The sequence below is a fragment of the Vibrio tapetis subsp. tapetis genome (assembly GCF_900233005.1).
GTDB lineage: Bacteria > Pseudomonadota > Gammaproteobacteria > Enterobacterales > Vibrionaceae > Vibrio > Vibrio tapetis.
In genome coordinates this window covers 984,565-999,463 of record NZ_LT960611.1, presented here as the reverse complement: position 1 = coordinate 999,463, position 14,899 = coordinate 984,565, and the positions used below count along the sequence as shown (strand labels likewise).

The following is a 14,899-nucleotide window of genomic DNA, read 5'->3' as shown; positions in this document are numbered from 1 at the left end:
TACATTTATATTTGTATGATCGCAGTCTTGCCATTAGATTTACGTACAATATTAACAATAGTGGCCCGTAGCGCCGCGAAAAGATTCAATCCCACGGAAAGGAAAATGTGGATGACACTGAGATTTTCCCTCATTACCGCGATATTGGCGTTCATGTCTGCCAATGTGATGGCAAAGCTCCCCGAACTTGAAATAAATCCAGCCAAAGCCGAATTAGGTAAAAGGTTGTTTTACGATACACGTTTGTCAGGCGATGATTCCATTTCTTGCTCTAGCTGCCATATGGCTGAACATGGTTTTGCCTATCCAGAGCCTTTAAGCCCTGCCTATACCGGCAGTGAAGGTTTTCGCAATGCGCCAACCCTTATCAATACGGTTTATAAAAGCATTTGGTTCCATGATGGCCGAATCGGCACAAACTTAAATGACGTAGTCAGAGAGAACATCACTGAAGACTGGCTGATGAACATGGACATGCGTTTGATGCAAGAGCGCTTAAAGCAAGATCCTATCTATGTCGCGATGTTTGAAAAAGCGGGGCTTGGTGAGCCGTCTAATGGTGGCGTTCGTAAAGCTATTCCCGAATATTTGAAAACACTTACCTCTAAGAATACGGCCTATGACTTGAACAAAATGACCAGCAGTGCAAAGCAAGGTCAGCGTCTATTTAATGGTAAAGCGCAATGCTCACGTTGCCATACCGGTGAGTTGTTTACCGATGAGCAAGCGCACAATATGGGCGTTCCAGAGAACCTTGATATCTTCTTAGATCCAATGAGGCACCAAACGTTTTTGGCCTTTAACATGTTCATGGGGGTGCAAGATTATCTCACGCTGAAAAGAGACGTAGGGGCCCACGTCCAAACACATAAAGCCGATGGCAGTGATAGAGGGCGTTTTATAACCCCAACCTTGCGAGAGCTGAAATACACCGCGCCTTATATGCATAACGGTATGCTAGCAACCTTGAATGATGTGGTTGAGTTTTATAATCAAGGTGGCGGAAAAGATTCGAACAAAGACCCCAAGATAAAGCCCCTAGAGTTGAGTAAACAAGAAAAAGCAGACTTAGTCGCCTTTTTAGAATCGCTGTCGGGAGACCCATTAACAGACGATCAGTATCAATGGACGAAATACGATTTTGGTTATGAATACATTGAGGGCTGGCAAGATGCTAAAAATTAAATTAGGCGCAATCTTGGTGTCATTTTGGCTCTCATTTGTGGTTATCGCTTCCCCCAAGCTTGCGCCGCTCGGTGATGTACCTATTCCGCCAGACAATAAGCAGACGCCGGAAAAAATCGAATTAGGAAAAATGTTGTTTTTTGATGGCCGCTTAAGTGGCGACACAACAAGCCCTTGCGCAGGTTGTCATATACAAACCCAAGGCTGGGGATTTCCGGACGATCTTTCCATGGGCTACCCGGGCACCGTACATTGGCGTAATAGCCAAACCATCATTAATGCCGCTTATTACGATAAATTGTTTTGGGCAGGCAGTGCGATGTCATTAGAAGCGCAGGCAAAAGATGCCGCAAAGGGGGCGGTTGCTGGCAATGGTGAAGACGATATCATGGAAGCTCGTTTAGCCCTTGTGCCTGAATACGTCACCCGATTCAAGCAAGTCTTCGGCGACGATACGCCAAAAATTCACAATGCGTGGCGCGCTATTTCAGCGTTTGAACGAACCTTGGTGCAACAAGATACCCCTTTAGATAACTACCTTCGCGGAGAGAGCCAAGCGCTTTCAGAGTCGCAGTTGCGAGGTAAGACTTTATTCGAAGGTAAAGCCAATTGTATCGCTTGTCATAACGGAGCTCTTGCCTCGGATCAGAAGTTTCATAACGTTGGCGTGCCTCCAAGCCCCTGGTGGTATGAAGACGCATTGGCGCAAATCACTTTCCGTTTCGAGTTATATGCGAAAGGCGTAACGCAAACCATGTACAGAAACACCAAAGCCGATCCGGGCGCGTATTTCCGAGCCAAGCGAAAAGAGATGCTGGGAAAATTCCGAACGCCAAGCCTACGTTACACAAAATACACGGCGCCTTATATGCACAATGGCACGCTGCCAACATTGGAAGCGGTGATTGAGTTTTACAATCAAGGCGGTGTGGCATCGGATGGCCGAACAACTGGTTTCCCACAAACCAAGTCCGCTCTCATTTTTCCTTTGGGGTTAACCGAACAAGAAAAAGCAGACCTGTTGAGCTTTGTGGAGTCGTTTTCCGGTGAACAAATCATCATTGACGAACCAGAACTCCCCGAATATCAACCAAAATTTAGTAAAGCAGAATTAATAGAGGCAGAGAAATAATGTCTAGAACGCATAAGAGCTCAGCCAAGGGCCATAACCGATGCATGATCTCGCGCCGAGATTTTTTGTTGTATTCCACTGCGGCTACTGCGGTTTCAATGGTGCCGATCACCTTATTTGCTGGGACTGAGCAAGAAACCAGTACACAAGCGCGAGTTGTCGGTTATCCAAGACAAAAAATTGCCAAACTGAGTGAACTGACTAATCATGAAGCCAAGTATTTTCATTACCCAGACGAAGGCGCGAATTCTGTTGCTATGTTGGTAAAAACGGACGTCGCTTGCGGGGGCGGTATCGGAGCGCAAAGAGACATCGTGGCGTTCTCGATGACCTGCACGCATCAAGGTGGGCCGTTAGCGGGCGCATATAAAGCGGTAGATGAGCATCGAGTTGTGGGTCAATGCCCATTCCATTTATCGACCTTTGATTTACGCCGACACGGCATCATCGTTTCCGGGCAGGCATTCGAGAGTTTGCCACAAGTGTTACTGGAAGTAGAAGGCGATGACGTATACGCAGTCGGGGTTATGGGCTTGTTATTTGGCCGGCTTGATAACCTAATTGACGTTCAGGAGGCATAAATGACCATCAACAAAATGCCCGAATCCACATTAGTGCCACCCAAAAATGCCGAAGTGATCACCACCGCTTGCGACTATTGCGTAGTCGCCTGTGGCTATAAAGTGTATCGCTGGCCAGTCGGCATGCCTTCCGGTGGGCCAAAAGCGAGTGACAATGCATTTGGAATCGATTTCCCTAGCCACGTTTTGCAAGCCTGGGTATCACTAGAGCAACATAATATCGTGCAGCATAAGGGTAAGCCTCACCACGTTGTTATCATTGCCGACAGAGAGAGCAAAGTGGTCAACAAAGGGGGAGACGCCTCTGTTCGTGGTGGCTTATTGGCGAAGAAAGTCTATAACCCAGAAACGCCAACCAAAGATCGACTTAAACAGCCTCTAGTGAGAATTAATGGCGAATTGCAGCCTGTCGATTGGGGTTTTGCACTCGATATTGCGGCTCAAGTCGGGCGGCACGTGATTGATACTCATGGTGCAAACAGTTATTGCGTTAAAACCTATTCTTATCAGTACATAGAAAATACCTACGCGATTACTAAGTACGCGTTGCGTCATGTGAACACCGCCAATTTCTCATTTCATGATACGCCATCCGATGTAACGGCAACGCCGGGCTTTCGTGACGCAGGATTTGACAACTTTGCTCCTTCCTATGAAGACTGGGGGGCCGCTGACACCCTAATGATTTGCGGTACCGACCCGTACGAAACCAAAACCATTATTTTCACTCAGTACATCATGCCTGCCGTACAAAATGGCATGAAAACCGTCATTCTTAATCCACGTGAAACCGCAGGTATAGCGTGGTTAAAGCAGCAAGGCGGGCTCCATTTAGATATTAATCCAGGAACCGATAATCTCGTTCTAGGCGCGATCATTCGTGTGATCTTAGAAAATAACTGGCAAGACAATGAGTGGATTGAAAACTGGGTAAACAGTCAATGGGAGTCGAATTCCGGTTTTGGTCAAGGCACACGAAATACGCCATGGCAATGGCGAACCACGTGGGGAAAATTCCAAACAGATGGGTTTGAAGATTACAAAAAATGGTTACTTGAGCAACAAGAATACGATCCAACTTATGCCGCGAGCATTGCAGGTATAGAGGAAAGCAAAATCGTTAAAGCGGCCGAAATGCTTGCAAAGCCGGTGCATGGTAAAAGGGTTAAATCTTCTATCGGTATAGAAAAAGGCTTCTATTGGTCTAATAACACCGGCAATACCAATGCCATTGCTTCTTTGGCGACAGTCATCGGCACTGGCGGGCGAGAGGGGAGAGTCATTGGCCGATTCGGTGGTCATCAGCGAGGTGGGGTTGCTGGTGGTAAGTTACCAAGAAATAAATCACCCGAAAAAGTGCCGGGCCGAAGACGCAGGGCGATCGACACCGACCGTTACTTGTATTCTGGTCACACCCGAATGGCGCACGTTATTGGCACCACTTGGATACAATCGATGTGTGGCAGTTACGGATTAAAAGATAAGTTCGTCGAGCTGACTAGCGGTAATCCACATCAAGTGACTCATAAAGACAAGCAACACATCATTGAAACGTTGAAACGCAGGGCAGACTCAGGTGGTCTGGTGGTGGTCAATCAGGATATCTATTTGCGCGACCCAATCGGTAAGCAATTTGCCGACATCATTTTCCCGGCAGCAACGTGGGGGGAAGAAAATTTCATGCGCGCGAATGGCGAGCGAAGGTTGCGTTTATATCAGAAATTTTCCGATGCCCCAGGGGAGTCAAAGCCAGACTGGTGGATTGTTGCACAATTGGCGACGCGCATGGGCTTTGATGGCTTTGATTGGCAAAACAGCAACGAAGTGGCCGAAGAGTCGTCTCGTTTTAGCCGAGGTAGCCGAAAAGATTTTAATATGATCAAAGTAGCCGCTCATGAAGAAGGCAAAACACTGCATCAGAAATTGGCCGAATATGGCACCGAAGGGATTCAGGGCCCTGTGTTTTATAACTATGAAACCAAACAGTTGGTTGGAACCAAGCGCCTACACGATACCGAAATGACCTGGCAAGAACTGGGTGAAAAAGGGTTACAAGACGGCCCGCAAGGTGCCAATATCATGACCAAACAGCTGACTCGGTTTAATAGCCAAACCGGTAAAGTTAACCTGCAAAAACACCCGTGGGATCTGTTCAGTGATTTTCATGCATGGTTAACGCCTAAAAAGGACGAATTGTGGTTCTCTAATGGGAGAATTAATGAGATCTGGCAGTCAGGTTTTGATGATGTAGAACGCAGAGATTACATAAAGCATCGCTGGCCGTATAACTGGGTAGAAATTCACCCAGAAGACGCAAAAAAACGGGGTATTGAAGCCGGTGATGAAGTATTGCTGTATTCAGACAGGGTCGCAAACTTCAAAGATACCATTCTAGGAGTGGATGACGATGCGTTTCAGTTCTCTTCTCTGATGAAAAACGGTCACATTCAATTGGATTACGCCGAAATCAAAGCAGTGGCGATCGCAACCAAAAAAGGCGTACTCTTTTGTAATTTTATGGACATGAAAAATCCAGCCAATGCGCTCACCACCCGAATGGTTGATCAAATCAGCGGTAACTATAATTACAAAATGGGTATCGCGAATATTAAGAAAATCGGTGAGTCGGAATACAAGCACCAATTTACGGGCTTTTCATTTGCTCCGAGGAACATCGTTTAGGCGCTGGATAAAAATAAGTAAATCGACGAAAACTAAGCATAACAAAATGAACAAAGGATTTTAGAATGAAACCAGCGGATATCGGTAAAGCCTACGATCAGATCACGCATTTGTGGACCAATGAAAGTTTCGATATCACCAATGGGGTTGATGCACATAAAACGGCATTCCAGTTTGTAAAGCATTACGGCAAGGCGTTGGATATCGGATGCGGGTGCACAGGGCGTTTTATCGATTTACTGACAGAGCAAGGTTTTACGCCAAGCGGGCTGGACATATCGAGTAAGAAGTTGGCGATTGCCAAACAGCGGCATCCTGATGTTGAATTTATCGAAGCCGATGTATGCGAGTATGAGTTGGTTCAGCAATATGACTTCATCACAGCTTGGGACAGCATTTGGCATATACCGTTAGCGCAGCAAACCAAGGTGCTCACGAAAATAGTTAATGCGTTGAATCAGGGCGGGGTGTTTATATTTTCGTTTGGTGGCACTGCTGAATCTGGCGAACATACCGACTCATTCATGGGTCCTCAGGTGTACTATTCATCTTTAGGAACGAACGGATTTTTAAGTTTGTTCATAGAGCTTGGCTGTCAAATAAGACATGTAGAGTTTGACCAATATCCTGAATTCCATACCTTTATGGTCGTCGAAAAGGTCGCTTAACACTCGGTTTAGTCACTAGAGTGAAAAAACAGCGCGATAAGCGCTGTTTTTCTTGAGTGAGATGCGCTGTAAAACTAGTTCAGCGTTTCTTCGGCTTTGTCTAGCAAGCCCTGCATTTTAGCTTGAGAACGACGACTTACGCGTTTTTTAGCCGCCGCCCGAGCTTCAACGATATTAACGCTAGGATCGCCCACAACCACCAAAGCGACCATACCGTGTCGGTGGTGAACTTTGCACTTTATGCCATAGACACCCGGTTTATCGAAGGTGACTTCTTTCGCATTAGAGCCCGAGATCATAATTGGCTTTGCGCCTTCTGGCAGCATACCTTGGATACTGTGCGCTGTGTGAGAGCCGACGGTGCCCTTAAATAGAACCTTATCTCCGGGTTGAATTTCAACGTAATCGGGAATGAACTGATACATTTTATCTATGTTCTCAGAGTTCATGTCCATCACTTGTTTAATGACTTTGGTTTCTGCAAAACTGGGGGCGGCTAAAAGACACAGAAATATTAATAGGATTCTCATTGAACAACTCTTTACTGAATGATGTATTCACCATGCTAATAGATTTAATCGTATATCTAAAGATTTAGTTGAGATTTATTCTCATTAATTGAACGTGAGATCAGGGGGTTACCGCTTTAACGAAATTGGCACGAAGATACTCAGAGAAAGCATTGACCTGTGCTGGCACTCCCGTTCTTGAAGGCATCAGCAAGCTCAATTGTGCTGCGCCTGCGATCCAATCAGGCAGTATTCTCGTTAAGCTTCCTGTTTGAACTCGTGAATGGCAAACATAGGCGGGCAGCGCAACAATCCCCAGCCCCTTACTGGCCGCGAGCGACAATGTTTCCATATCATCGGAGCGAAATCTTGTGTTCAACTGAATTTGAGTTTTAATTCCGTCGCAATGTTCCAAATGTAATATGTCATTGCGGTTTCGCCATCCGACTTTTAGAAATGGGAGATCATTGAGCGCATACGGTGAGTCGGGTAGACCGTGGCGTTCAATAAAAGGTGTTCCGACAAATAAATGCCATTCTACCGTCGCGAGCTTTTTTTGAATCAGGGTTGAATCTGGCAGCGTCGCCATATGACCACGTATCACCAAATCTATCCCTTCTGACACTAGGTCAATCGTATCGTTAGAGACATGCTGTTCGAGTTGAACTTGCGGGTGCTCAATAGCAAAGTCGGTGACTATCTCTTTGAGTGCAAATTGAGCGACACCGACTGAACAACTAATTCGAACCTTTCCTGAAAGCGAGTTCATCATAGGCTGAACCGATGCTTCAGCCCGTTCCATGTTATCTAGCACTAGCCGAGCATGTTGGTAAAACTTGTCGCCTGCGTCGGTTACAGAAATACTGCGAGACGTGCGTTGAATGAGCCGGATATTTAGCCGTTCTTCCAGTTGGCTTACGTGGCGGCTTAACCTCGACTTGGGAACACCAAGCGTGCGGGCTGCGGCAGAAAATCCTTTTTTCTCTACAACGTGAACAAAATAAAAGTAGTCGTTTAAATCTATCATGGCTTTCCTTGTTCCAAATATAGAACGATGAGTCTGATTTCTGTCTATTTTATGGTCGTATTTTGATTGCTATTCTAATTTCAAATCAAACATGGAACGGTAGAGAATAATGAATTCAACAAAACATATCAAACAAGAGCAAATTAGCGGCGTGGGTACTTCTTCAGTAGTAGCGGGTAACTCATTGAAAGTAGGCACTGGCTTTACAGGTAGAGGCTTTCGATATACTGACTTTAACGGCGTGATGGACCCTCTTATTATGGTGGATCATTATCGAATGACAGAACCAACATTCGGTGCTCATCCCCATGCTGGGCTATCCGCTGTGTCGGTACTTTTTGAAGACACTGAAGGCGCATTTAACAATCGAGATTCACTAGGGAATGATTTTGATATACATGCGGGTGACCTTTACTGGTTAAATGCAGGAAAAGGAGCGGTACATGACGAAGCGCCAAGAGAGGGTGCAAGCATTCATGGGTTACAGCTATTCGTGAACTTACCGTCTTTGCAGAAGAAAGAGTCGCCGTCGTCCCTGCATGTAAAAAGTGAGCACATGCCGATTATTGAGTCTGAGGGGAGCAGAGTACGTCTTGTGCTTGGTGAATCGAATGGGCTAAGCGGAGCAAGCTCTCCAGTGCTGCCGTTCACTATCTTGGATGGAAGAGTCGAACACGCAAAGCGCTTTAAACATGATGTGCAGTCGGATCATAGCGCTTGGATATACGCGGTGTCAGGGAGTGTTGAATTACGAACCGCCAGTGTCAGTATTGTGCTTGAAAAAGGTGAATCCATTGCGGTGAATGCTGAGGGGCATCAAACATTGCAGATCACCGGTAAAAGTAACGGAGACAGTCATTTTGTTGTGTTGTCTGGTAAAGCAACCCAAGAGCATTTTGTGCAAAGAGGCCCATTTGCGATGAATTCTGAGCAAGAGATTGAGCTTGTTATGAAGTCTTACGAAGAGGGCTTGTTGGGCCGTGTTTAAGCGGTACTCGCAGGACGCTATTCAAACAATGACTCAACACTCTTAATTATCGGAAAAGGAAACACTAATGAAGATTCTCGCGTTCGCCGCAAGCAATAGCATTCAATCCATCAACAAACAATTGGTCATATTGGCTTCAAAGCAGTTGGGATCCCATGATGTTGAAATCATAAACATCAACGATTTTGAGCTACCGATATACAGCATTGATTTAGAAACCCAATTCGGTATCCCTGATGCGGTGCATGCTTTCAGAGACAAAATAGCGAAAGCCGATGGATTACTTATTTCATTTGCAGAGCACAATGGTGGTTATACCGTGGCTTATAAAAATTTGTTTGATTGGGCCAGTCGCGTAAATATGGGGGTGTATCAAGGAACGCCAACGGTTATGCTTTCTACATCGCCGGGGGGTGGTGGAGCAGGAAATGTTCTTGCGACGGCGGTGAATTCGGCCAAGTATTTTGAAGGCAATGTGGTTGCTTCGATGTCATTGCCAAGTTTCTATGAAAACTTCGATGTGGATACAGGTGAAATTAAGGATGAAAAGTTGAAAGAAAAATTCAGAGCAACGGTATTAGCGTTAACTGCGTAATCGAGCCTGCGAATGATCAGCCGCCATCATGAACAAAATCAATTAAGCAAAAAAAAGTGCAATGAGTCAAACTCATTGCACTTCGTATTTAGGGCTTTATCGCTGTCTGTGGTTTTGTCGGCTAACTTATGCTTCTTCAACCATCGCGAGTGCTAATGCTTCGGCGGCTTTAATTCCGTCGATACCTGCAGACAAAATCCCCCCTGCGTAACCGGCACCTTCACCAGCAGGGTAGAAACCTTTCAAGTTAACGCTTTGGTAATCTTTACCACGTTTGATGCACAGTGGCGATGATGTACGAGTTTCTACACCTGTTAGTAGGCCGTCTGCACCCGCGAAGCCTTTAATCTTCTTATCAAATGCTGGAATGGCTTCACGGATTGCTTCAATCGCGAAGTCAGGTAACGCTTGAGCAAGATCCGTCAGTTTAATGCCCGGAGTGAACGAAGGTTCAACTTCGCCAATTGCGCTTGGATCGCGGCCTTTTAGGAAGTCCCCAATTTTTTGTGCTGGTGCATCGTAGTTTTCGCCACCTAAGCGGTAAGCGGCACTTTCAAGTTCACGTTGGAAACGAATGCCTGCTAGTGGGTCGCCTGGGTAGTCTTGCTCTGGTGAAATACCGACAACAATGGCGCTGTTAGCGTTACGCTCTGCACGAGAGTATTGGCTCATGCCGTTGGTTACTACGCGACCTTCTTCAGAGGTTGCTGCAACAACCGTACCACCTGGGCACATACAGAAGCTGTAAACCGTACGGCCATTTTTGCAGTGATGAACCAGTTTATAGTCAGCGGCACCTAAAATAGGGTTACCCGCATTTTTACCAAAACGAGCTTCATCGATAACAGATTGCTTGTGCTCGATACGGAAACCAACAGAAAACGGTTTTGCTTCCATGTAAACACCGCGAGAGTGCAGCATTTCAAATGTGTCACGTGCACTGTGGCCTACCGCTAAAATAACGTGGCGAGACTTAATTTCTTCACCGTTAGACAGTGTTAGGCCAGTGATTTGGCCATCTTCCATGTGTAGGTCATCAACACGAGTACTGAATCGGATTTCACCGCCCAGTTCGATGATCTTCGCACGCATTTTTTCGATCATGGTAACCAGTTTGAACGTACCAATGTGCGGCTTGCTCACGTAACGAATTTCTTCTGGTGCGCCAGAGGCGACAAACTCTTCGATAACCTTACGGCCATAATGTTTTGGGTCTTTTACTTGGCTATACAATTTGCCGTCAGAAAACGTGCCTGCGCCGCCTTCACCAAACTGAACGTTTGATTCTGGGTTCAAGTTACGTTTACGCCAAAAACCAAAGGTGTCTTTAGTACGTTCACGTACTTCTTTACCGCGCTCAACTACGATTGGGTTAAAGCCCATCTGCGCGAGAACTAAAGCTGAAAACAAACCACAAGGGCCAAAGCCAATAACGACAGGGCGCTCGGTTAGGTTTTCTGGCGCTTGAGCGACAAATTTGTAGGCCATATCTGGCGTGGTTTTAACATGCGGGTCATTCTCGAATTGTTCGAGCAGTTGCGCTTCGTTTTCAACTTCGACGTCTAGTGTGTAGATAAGAAGGATTTTAGATTTTTTACGAGCATCGTAGCCACGTTTAAACATATTGAATGAGATAACTTGTTCGGCGGTAACGCCCAGCTTTTTGGTTATCGCGGCAAGGAGTGCGTCTTCCTCGTGATCTAAAGGAAGCTTGATTTCATTTAAACGTATCATGCTGATGTCTCGTTTTAGTAGGTGTCTTAGCTTAATCATTCAATTGGCTTGAACGATAGCTCACAATGGCGCGCATTTTACGTGATGTTGATTCGTCTGTCATACTTAATTCGTTAAGATAGGTTATCGAAAATATAAACCGAGCATATATTGAATTTTGTCTCTGGATCAGTATCATCGCCAATCCACAATTTTGGCTAACGAAGAGTTTCGAATCATGGCATTTGTCGTAACGGATAACTGTATACAATGTAAATACACTGACTGTGTCGCGGTATGTCCTGCTGATGCCTTTTATGAAGGCCCGAACTTTATGGTTATAAGCCCAATTGATTGCATTGACTGTGGGTTGTGCGTGCCGGAATGTGATGCTCAAGCTATTTTTCAAGAAGATGAATTACCAGAAGATCAACAAGTGTTCATCGAGTTAAACGAAGAACTTGCCGAAATATGGCCAAACATTACGGAAGTGAAACCCGCTCTTGAAGATGCGGCGAAATGGGATGGCGTGCCAAATAAGTTGTCGATGCTAGAGAAATAGCTCGCGCGAGTACCTAAAGAACTTAAAAAACGTCATGGTTAAGTTAACCGTGACGTTTTTTATATTAACAAGAAGCGGTGTTAACGAAGAGCGAACTATCCGCTTATTCGCTGTGCTGGCGACGGAAATTATCCAAAATGATGCCAGTTGCCATCGCAACATTTAAAGACTCTGCGCCACCAAAAGAAGGAATGGTGATTTTATGGGTAACCTGCTTGGCGGCTTCTTCGCGTACCCCATGAGATTCGCTGCCCATCAACAAGATGCCTTCCGCTAGAAAGTCTGTGCTATGGACGCTTTCGCCTTCCAAGAATGCACCGTAGACAGGTAAATCAGACGCAGATAAGTATTCTGGCAGGGCAAGTTGGCTAACTTGAACGCGTCCGAAGCTGCCCATCGTGGCTCTGATTGTTTTCGGGTTGTATGGATCGGCGCAGTCTGTGCTCGCAATGATGTGCTTGATGCCGTACCAGTCTGCAACACGAATGATGGTGCCAAGATTACCGGGGTCAGAAACGCCGTCTAGGGCGATCATCAAACCCTCTGCTTTTGGTGGTTCAATACTTGGTATTTCAACAACGGCCACTGCCGCGTTATTACTCACCAAAGAACTCGCTTTGGTTAACTCATCTAATGACGCTTCAATGCATTCGAAACGGCTCATCTGAGCTTCATTTTGCTCTAAGAATTCTGTAGTTGCGAAAACGTGTTTTACCACCAGAGAAGCATTCACTAATTCCAGTACGTTTTTTTCGCCTTCAACCAAAAATAAGCCAAGGGCTTTGCGTTGTTTTTTTTGATTGAGAGCACGAAGCAGTTTTAGTTGGTTTTTTGAAATCATGGTATTTAGTGAACTCACAGTGTCTGGTGAACTATTGATGTTGATGAACGATTGATGTCAATGAACAGTAGATGATGCGCCAAAGAAAAGCCGCCGCATTATAACCCTAACCCTTGCTGAGATGCGAGAGAGAAAACTCAGCAGGTTCTATGAGTATGTTTTGTCCTGATGTAAAGATTTAGTGTGCTACACTCGACGAAAACATCTAGTGGGTAAAAACATGACCATAGAAAGCGCTATTACCTTCTTTATTGCCATATTTGTGTTTGGTATTACACCCGGACCTGGCGTGTTTGCTATTTTAGCCCGAGCAATGGTTTCTGGGCCAAAGAAATGCGTAATGCTGGCTTTAGGCATGATCGGAAGCGATCTTATCTATTTGATATTGGCGTGTTTTGGTTTGGCCACCGTCGCGGATAATTGGTCTGAAGTATTTGTTGTTATTCGATATGTCGGCGCTGCTTACTTGATCTACCTCGGTTATAAGATGTTTAAGGCTTTACCGCAGGTGAAGGACTCCATAAACAATGAAGCACAACAACCGCAAAAAACGGAAGCGCTAGCGAGCTTTACACAAGGGTTTTTGATCTCTGCATCTAACCCAAAAGTGATTCTATTCTATATCTCCTTTTTACCTACCTTTGTAGATTTGACTGCGTTACAAGCGCAAGACATTGCGTTGGTTTCAGTGTTGTCGTCGGTAGCCTTGATGGCGGGTTTAATGCTCATTGCGGTTGGGGCAAGTAAAATGGCTCGAATGTTAAAAACCCCGAAAGCGCATCAAAGACTCAATCGTGGGGCGGGCAGCATTATGATCGCTGCGGGTACTTACTTAGCTATTCATCGCTAGACCAAAATATAAAATCCAAAGTCTCTCGTTTTAATAGAGTGATATTTATTATTCGTACTTAGTATGTATAATGTACTTGGTTTGTTTATATAGACTTTGAATAGGAACAAAAAAATGAAAAAAACAGTATTGGTAGGTTTATGCTTATTCGTGTCGTTTACCGCCTCTGCAGACGTAACGATAGAGAAAAATCGTGTGGTATGTCAGAGCGAATCGGCGATTAAACTGTATCTAAAACGCAAAAGTGGGTCGAATAAAAACATTGACCTACCGTCGGACTGCCGAAAAATTAAGAACAAACGTTCAGGTGAAGTGAAAAGCCGTGGTAATGGTTATGTAGAAATTGAGCCGAAATTTGGTGACAGCATTTACGTAGATAAAAACGCGATTCGCTAGCAATCGAACTTTCAAGGTCCGATCTCTCAATCGGACTTTTGTGGCTATCTAAATGGGCTCTTGAGGGTACTTTCGGCGATATCTCGGTAACATGGTTTCATTTCCGAGCAACCCACCTTGATGTATATAAAGTAAGCTTCGATGAGCATTTTCAGGCAACCAATGGCGCAGTGCCTGCCACATTAGTGGATCGTATAGCAGCTCAAATTCGACCCCAGTTTGGTCTTTTAGGTCAAGCCAAGTTTCGTAGTCTTCACGGTAAAGCTTGCCAAAGTGATGAGGCTTGCCACTGTTAATGATATTGGGCACGCTGCTTTCACCCAATTCCAGCCACTGTTTTTCTAAATAGTCGTTTCCACCGACGCACGCACAAGTGATGACCTCAATCGCGTTGTCGTTAAGGTGTTTGTGCAAATACAGTGATGTGGTGCCCGTGCCAGAGGGTAGAGCGACGACTAAATCATTGATGTTATTCTCATCTCGCCAGGCGATGATCTCTTCGGCAAGCACTTTTATTCCCGCTTCAGCAATTGGGCTTCTACCCCCTTCAGGAACAAACAAGGCGCGCGAGTCGGGTAAGCGAACTTGGCTGATATAATCGCTTGGGTGTCGGTCGGATCTATCGCCACATTGTGATAAATCAATGATGTTGGCTCCGAGTTCAAGTGCTGCTCGATAATTACCTATGGGGGATTGCTTAAGCCACGTGGGAATTCGGTCTACGTAAAATTCTAACTGCCAAGATGTTAATTGCGCTAATGCCGCAAGCGAATAGAGCGAGTTTGCTTGAACAGAGCCATAGCCAATTAACGTATCATATTGAGAGGCGTCTACCTCTAATAATGAAGCCAGCTTTCTCGCTTTATTACCACTAAATTGTGGGTGTAATAAATCATCGCGCTTGAGCCAAAAAGAGTACTGTTCGAATTGGTGAAGAGAGGTTTCGGTATGACACAGTTTCATTTGATTAGGTTGCATATTCGCTGCTCGTAGAGTGCATATTCCCGCGAGTAGGCTACCAGTAAAGGAGTGTGAACTGAAGCATCTTCTGGTTGTAAAATCGCCGTATAAGACGTTGTTTTATTGATTTATAAATCATTTATAGAAAATTGCCTCGCGGTTCATTATGAGATTAGCTATGTTTACTAAAGTGAATGATAAATAGGTGAC

15 protein-coding genes are annotated in these 14,899 nt (G+C 45.2%); 10 read left to right on the top strand and 5 right to left on the bottom strand.

Annotation, left to right across the window (positions count from 1 at the left end; all coding sequences use genetic code 11):
- Positions 1–111 precede the first annotated feature (111 nt).
- The 5 genes from VTAP4600_RS04435 (at position 112) to VTAP4600_RS04415 (ending at position 6,248) form a co-directional block, all read left to right on the top strand.
- On the top strand, positions 112–1,185 hold the full coding sequence (locus VTAP4600_RS04435) for a cytochrome-c peroxidase (RefSeq protein WP_197708656.1): 1,074 nt from the start codon (positions 112–114) through the stop codon (positions 1,183–1,185).
- Positions 1,172–2,317, top strand: a complete 1,146-nt coding sequence (locus tag VTAP4600_RS04430) for a cytochrome-c peroxidase (protein ID WP_102521682.1) — start codon at positions 1,172–1,174, stop codon at positions 2,315–2,317. The genes VTAP4600_RS04435 and VTAP4600_RS04430 overlap by 14 nt, the downstream gene beginning before the upstream one ends.
- A complete protein-coding gene (locus VTAP4600_RS04425; protein ID WP_415239676.1) occupies positions 2,317–2,898 on the top strand; it encodes an arsenate reductase (azurin) small subunit in 582 nt (193 codons plus the stop codon). Before VTAP4600_RS04430 ends, VTAP4600_RS04425 begins: the two co-directional genes overlap by 1 nt.
- Positions 2,899–5,580, top strand: a complete 2,682-nt coding sequence (locus VTAP4600_RS04420) for an arsenate reductase (azurin) large subunit (protein WP_102521680.1) — start codon at positions 2,899–2,901, stop codon at positions 5,578–5,580.
- Between the two features lie 65 nt (positions 5,581–5,645).
- Positions 5,646–6,248, top strand: coding sequence for a class I SAM-dependent methyltransferase (locus VTAP4600_RS04415; protein WP_102521679.1), 603 nt, complete (start codon positions 5,646–5,648; stop codon positions 6,246–6,248).
- 74 nt (positions 6,249–6,322) lie between these two features.
- Here the strand turns inward: VTAP4600_RS04415 and VTAP4600_RS04410 are convergent, their stop codons facing one another.
- Positions 6,323–6,778, bottom strand: a complete 456-nt coding sequence (locus VTAP4600_RS04410) for a plastocyanin/azurin family copper-binding protein (RefSeq protein ID WP_102521678.1) — start codon at positions 6,776–6,778, stop codon at positions 6,323–6,325.
- 100 nt (positions 6,779–6,878) lie between these two features.
- The gene (locus VTAP4600_RS04405) at positions 6,879–7,784 is read right to left on the bottom strand and encodes a LysR substrate-binding domain-containing protein (protein ID WP_102521677.1); all 906 of its coding nucleotides are present in this window, start codon (positions 7,782–7,784) and stop codon (positions 6,879–6,881) included.
- 109 nt (positions 7,785–7,893) lie between these two features.
- On the opposite strand from VTAP4600_RS04405, the gene VTAP4600_RS04400 reads away from it, so the two are divergent.
- Together VTAP4600_RS04400 and VTAP4600_RS04395 are read left to right on the top strand one after the other, a co-directional pair.
- Complete coding sequence (locus VTAP4600_RS04400; protein ID WP_102521676.1) at positions 7,894–8,772, top strand: pirin family protein; 879 nt, start codon at positions 7,894–7,896, stop codon at positions 8,770–8,772.
- A 67-nt stretch (positions 8,773–8,839) separates the two neighbouring features.
- Positions 8,840–9,367, top strand: a complete 528-nt coding sequence (locus tag VTAP4600_RS04395) for an NADPH-dependent FMN reductase (RefSeq protein WP_102521675.1) — start codon at positions 8,840–8,842, stop codon at positions 9,365–9,367.
- 126 nt (positions 9,368–9,493) lie between these two features.
- On the opposite strand, the gene VTAP4600_RS04390 is transcribed toward VTAP4600_RS04395, so the two are convergent.
- Positions 9,494–11,101 carry an NAD(P)/FAD-dependent oxidoreductase gene (locus tag VTAP4600_RS04390; RefSeq protein ID WP_102521674.1) on the bottom strand — a complete coding sequence of 536 codons (1,608 nt, stop codon included), beginning with the start codon at positions 11,099–11,101 and terminating at the stop codon, positions 9,494–9,496.
- 217 nt (positions 11,102–11,318) lie between these two features.
- Between VTAP4600_RS04390 and fdxA the strand changes: the two genes are divergently transcribed.
- Positions 11,319–11,642 carry a ferredoxin FdxA gene (fdxA, locus tag VTAP4600_RS04385; protein ID WP_102521673.1) on the top strand — a complete coding sequence of 108 codons (324 nt, stop codon included), beginning with the start codon at positions 11,319–11,321 and terminating at the stop codon, positions 11,640–11,642.
- A gap of 103 nt (positions 11,643–11,745) precedes the next feature.
- Here fdxA and VTAP4600_RS04380 read toward each other — a convergent pair whose 3' ends face one another.
- A complete protein-coding gene (locus VTAP4600_RS04380) occupies positions 11,746–12,483 on the bottom strand; it encodes an RNA methyltransferase (protein WP_102521672.1) in 738 nt (245 codons plus the stop codon).
- Positions 12,484–12,703: 220 nt separating this feature from the next.
- Between VTAP4600_RS04380 and VTAP4600_RS04375 the strand changes: the two genes are divergently transcribed.
- Both VTAP4600_RS04375 and VTAP4600_RS04370 read left to right on the top strand, forming a co-directional pair.
- Complete coding sequence (locus tag VTAP4600_RS04375) at positions 12,704–13,333, top strand: LysE family translocator (RefSeq protein WP_102521671.1); 630 nt, start codon at positions 12,704–12,706, stop codon at positions 13,331–13,333.
- A gap of 114 nt (positions 13,334–13,447) precedes the next feature.
- Positions 13,448–13,729: a hypothetical protein gene (locus VTAP4600_RS04370; RefSeq protein WP_102521670.1), complete on the top strand. Its 282-nt coding sequence runs from the start codon at positions 13,448–13,450 to the stop codon at positions 13,727–13,729.
- A gap of 48 nt (positions 13,730–13,777) precedes the next feature.
- Here the strand turns inward: VTAP4600_RS04370 and VTAP4600_RS04365 are convergent, their stop codons facing one another.
- A complete protein-coding gene (locus tag VTAP4600_RS04365; RefSeq protein WP_102523906.1) occupies positions 13,778–14,692 on the bottom strand; it encodes a 1-aminocyclopropane-1-carboxylate deaminase/D-cysteine desulfhydrase in 915 nt (304 codons plus the stop codon).
- Between the last annotated feature and the right edge of the window lie 207 nt (positions 14,693–14,899).

Coding starts and splice junctions, on each gene's coding strand:
- VTAP4600_RS04435 (WP_197708656.1), top strand. CDS start 112: ATGACACTGAGATTTTCCCTCATTACCGCGATATTGGCGTTCATGTCT.
- VTAP4600_RS04430 (WP_102521682.1), top strand. CDS start 1,172: ATGCTAAAAATTAAATTAGGCGCAATCTTGGTGTCATTTTGGCTCTCA.
- VTAP4600_RS04425 (WP_415239676.1), top strand. CDS start 2,317: ATGTCTAGAACGCATAAGAGCTCAGCCAAGGGCCATAACCGATGCATG.
- VTAP4600_RS04420 (WP_102521680.1), top strand. CDS start 2,899: ATGACCATCAACAAAATGCCCGAATCCACATTAGTGCCACCCAAAAAT.
- VTAP4600_RS04415 (WP_102521679.1), top strand. CDS start 5,646: ATGAAACCAGCGGATATCGGTAAAGCCTACGATCAGATCACGCATTTG.
- VTAP4600_RS04410 (WP_102521678.1), bottom strand. CDS start 6,778: ATGAGAATCCTATTAATATTTCTGTGTCTTTTAGCCGCCCCCAGTTTT.
- VTAP4600_RS04405 (WP_102521677.1), bottom strand. CDS start 7,784: ATGATAGATTTAAACGACTACTTTTATTTTGTTCACGTTGTAGAGAAA.
- VTAP4600_RS04400 (WP_102521676.1), top strand. CDS start 7,894: ATGAATTCAACAAAACATATCAAACAAGAGCAAATTAGCGGCGTGGGT.
- VTAP4600_RS04395 (WP_102521675.1), top strand. CDS start 8,840: ATGAAGATTCTCGCGTTCGCCGCAAGCAATAGCATTCAATCCATCAAC.
- VTAP4600_RS04390 (WP_102521674.1), bottom strand. CDS start 11,101: ATGATACGTTTAAATGAAATCAAGCTTCCTTTAGATCACGAGGAAGAC.
- fdxA (WP_102521673.1), top strand. CDS start 11,319: ATGGCATTTGTCGTAACGGATAACTGTATACAATGTAAATACACTGAC.
- VTAP4600_RS04380 (WP_102521672.1), bottom strand. CDS start 12,483: ATGATTTCAAAAAACCAACTAAAACTGCTTCGTGCTCTCAATCAAAAA.
- VTAP4600_RS04375 (WP_102521671.1), top strand. CDS start 12,704: ATGACCATAGAAAGCGCTATTACCTTCTTTATTGCCATATTTGTGTTT.
- VTAP4600_RS04370 (WP_102521670.1), top strand. CDS start 13,448: ATGAAAAAAACAGTATTGGTAGGTTTATGCTTATTCGTGTCGTTTACC.
- VTAP4600_RS04365 (WP_102523906.1), bottom strand. CDS start 14,692: ATGAAACTGTGTCATACCGAAACCTCTCTTCACCAATTCGAACAGTAC.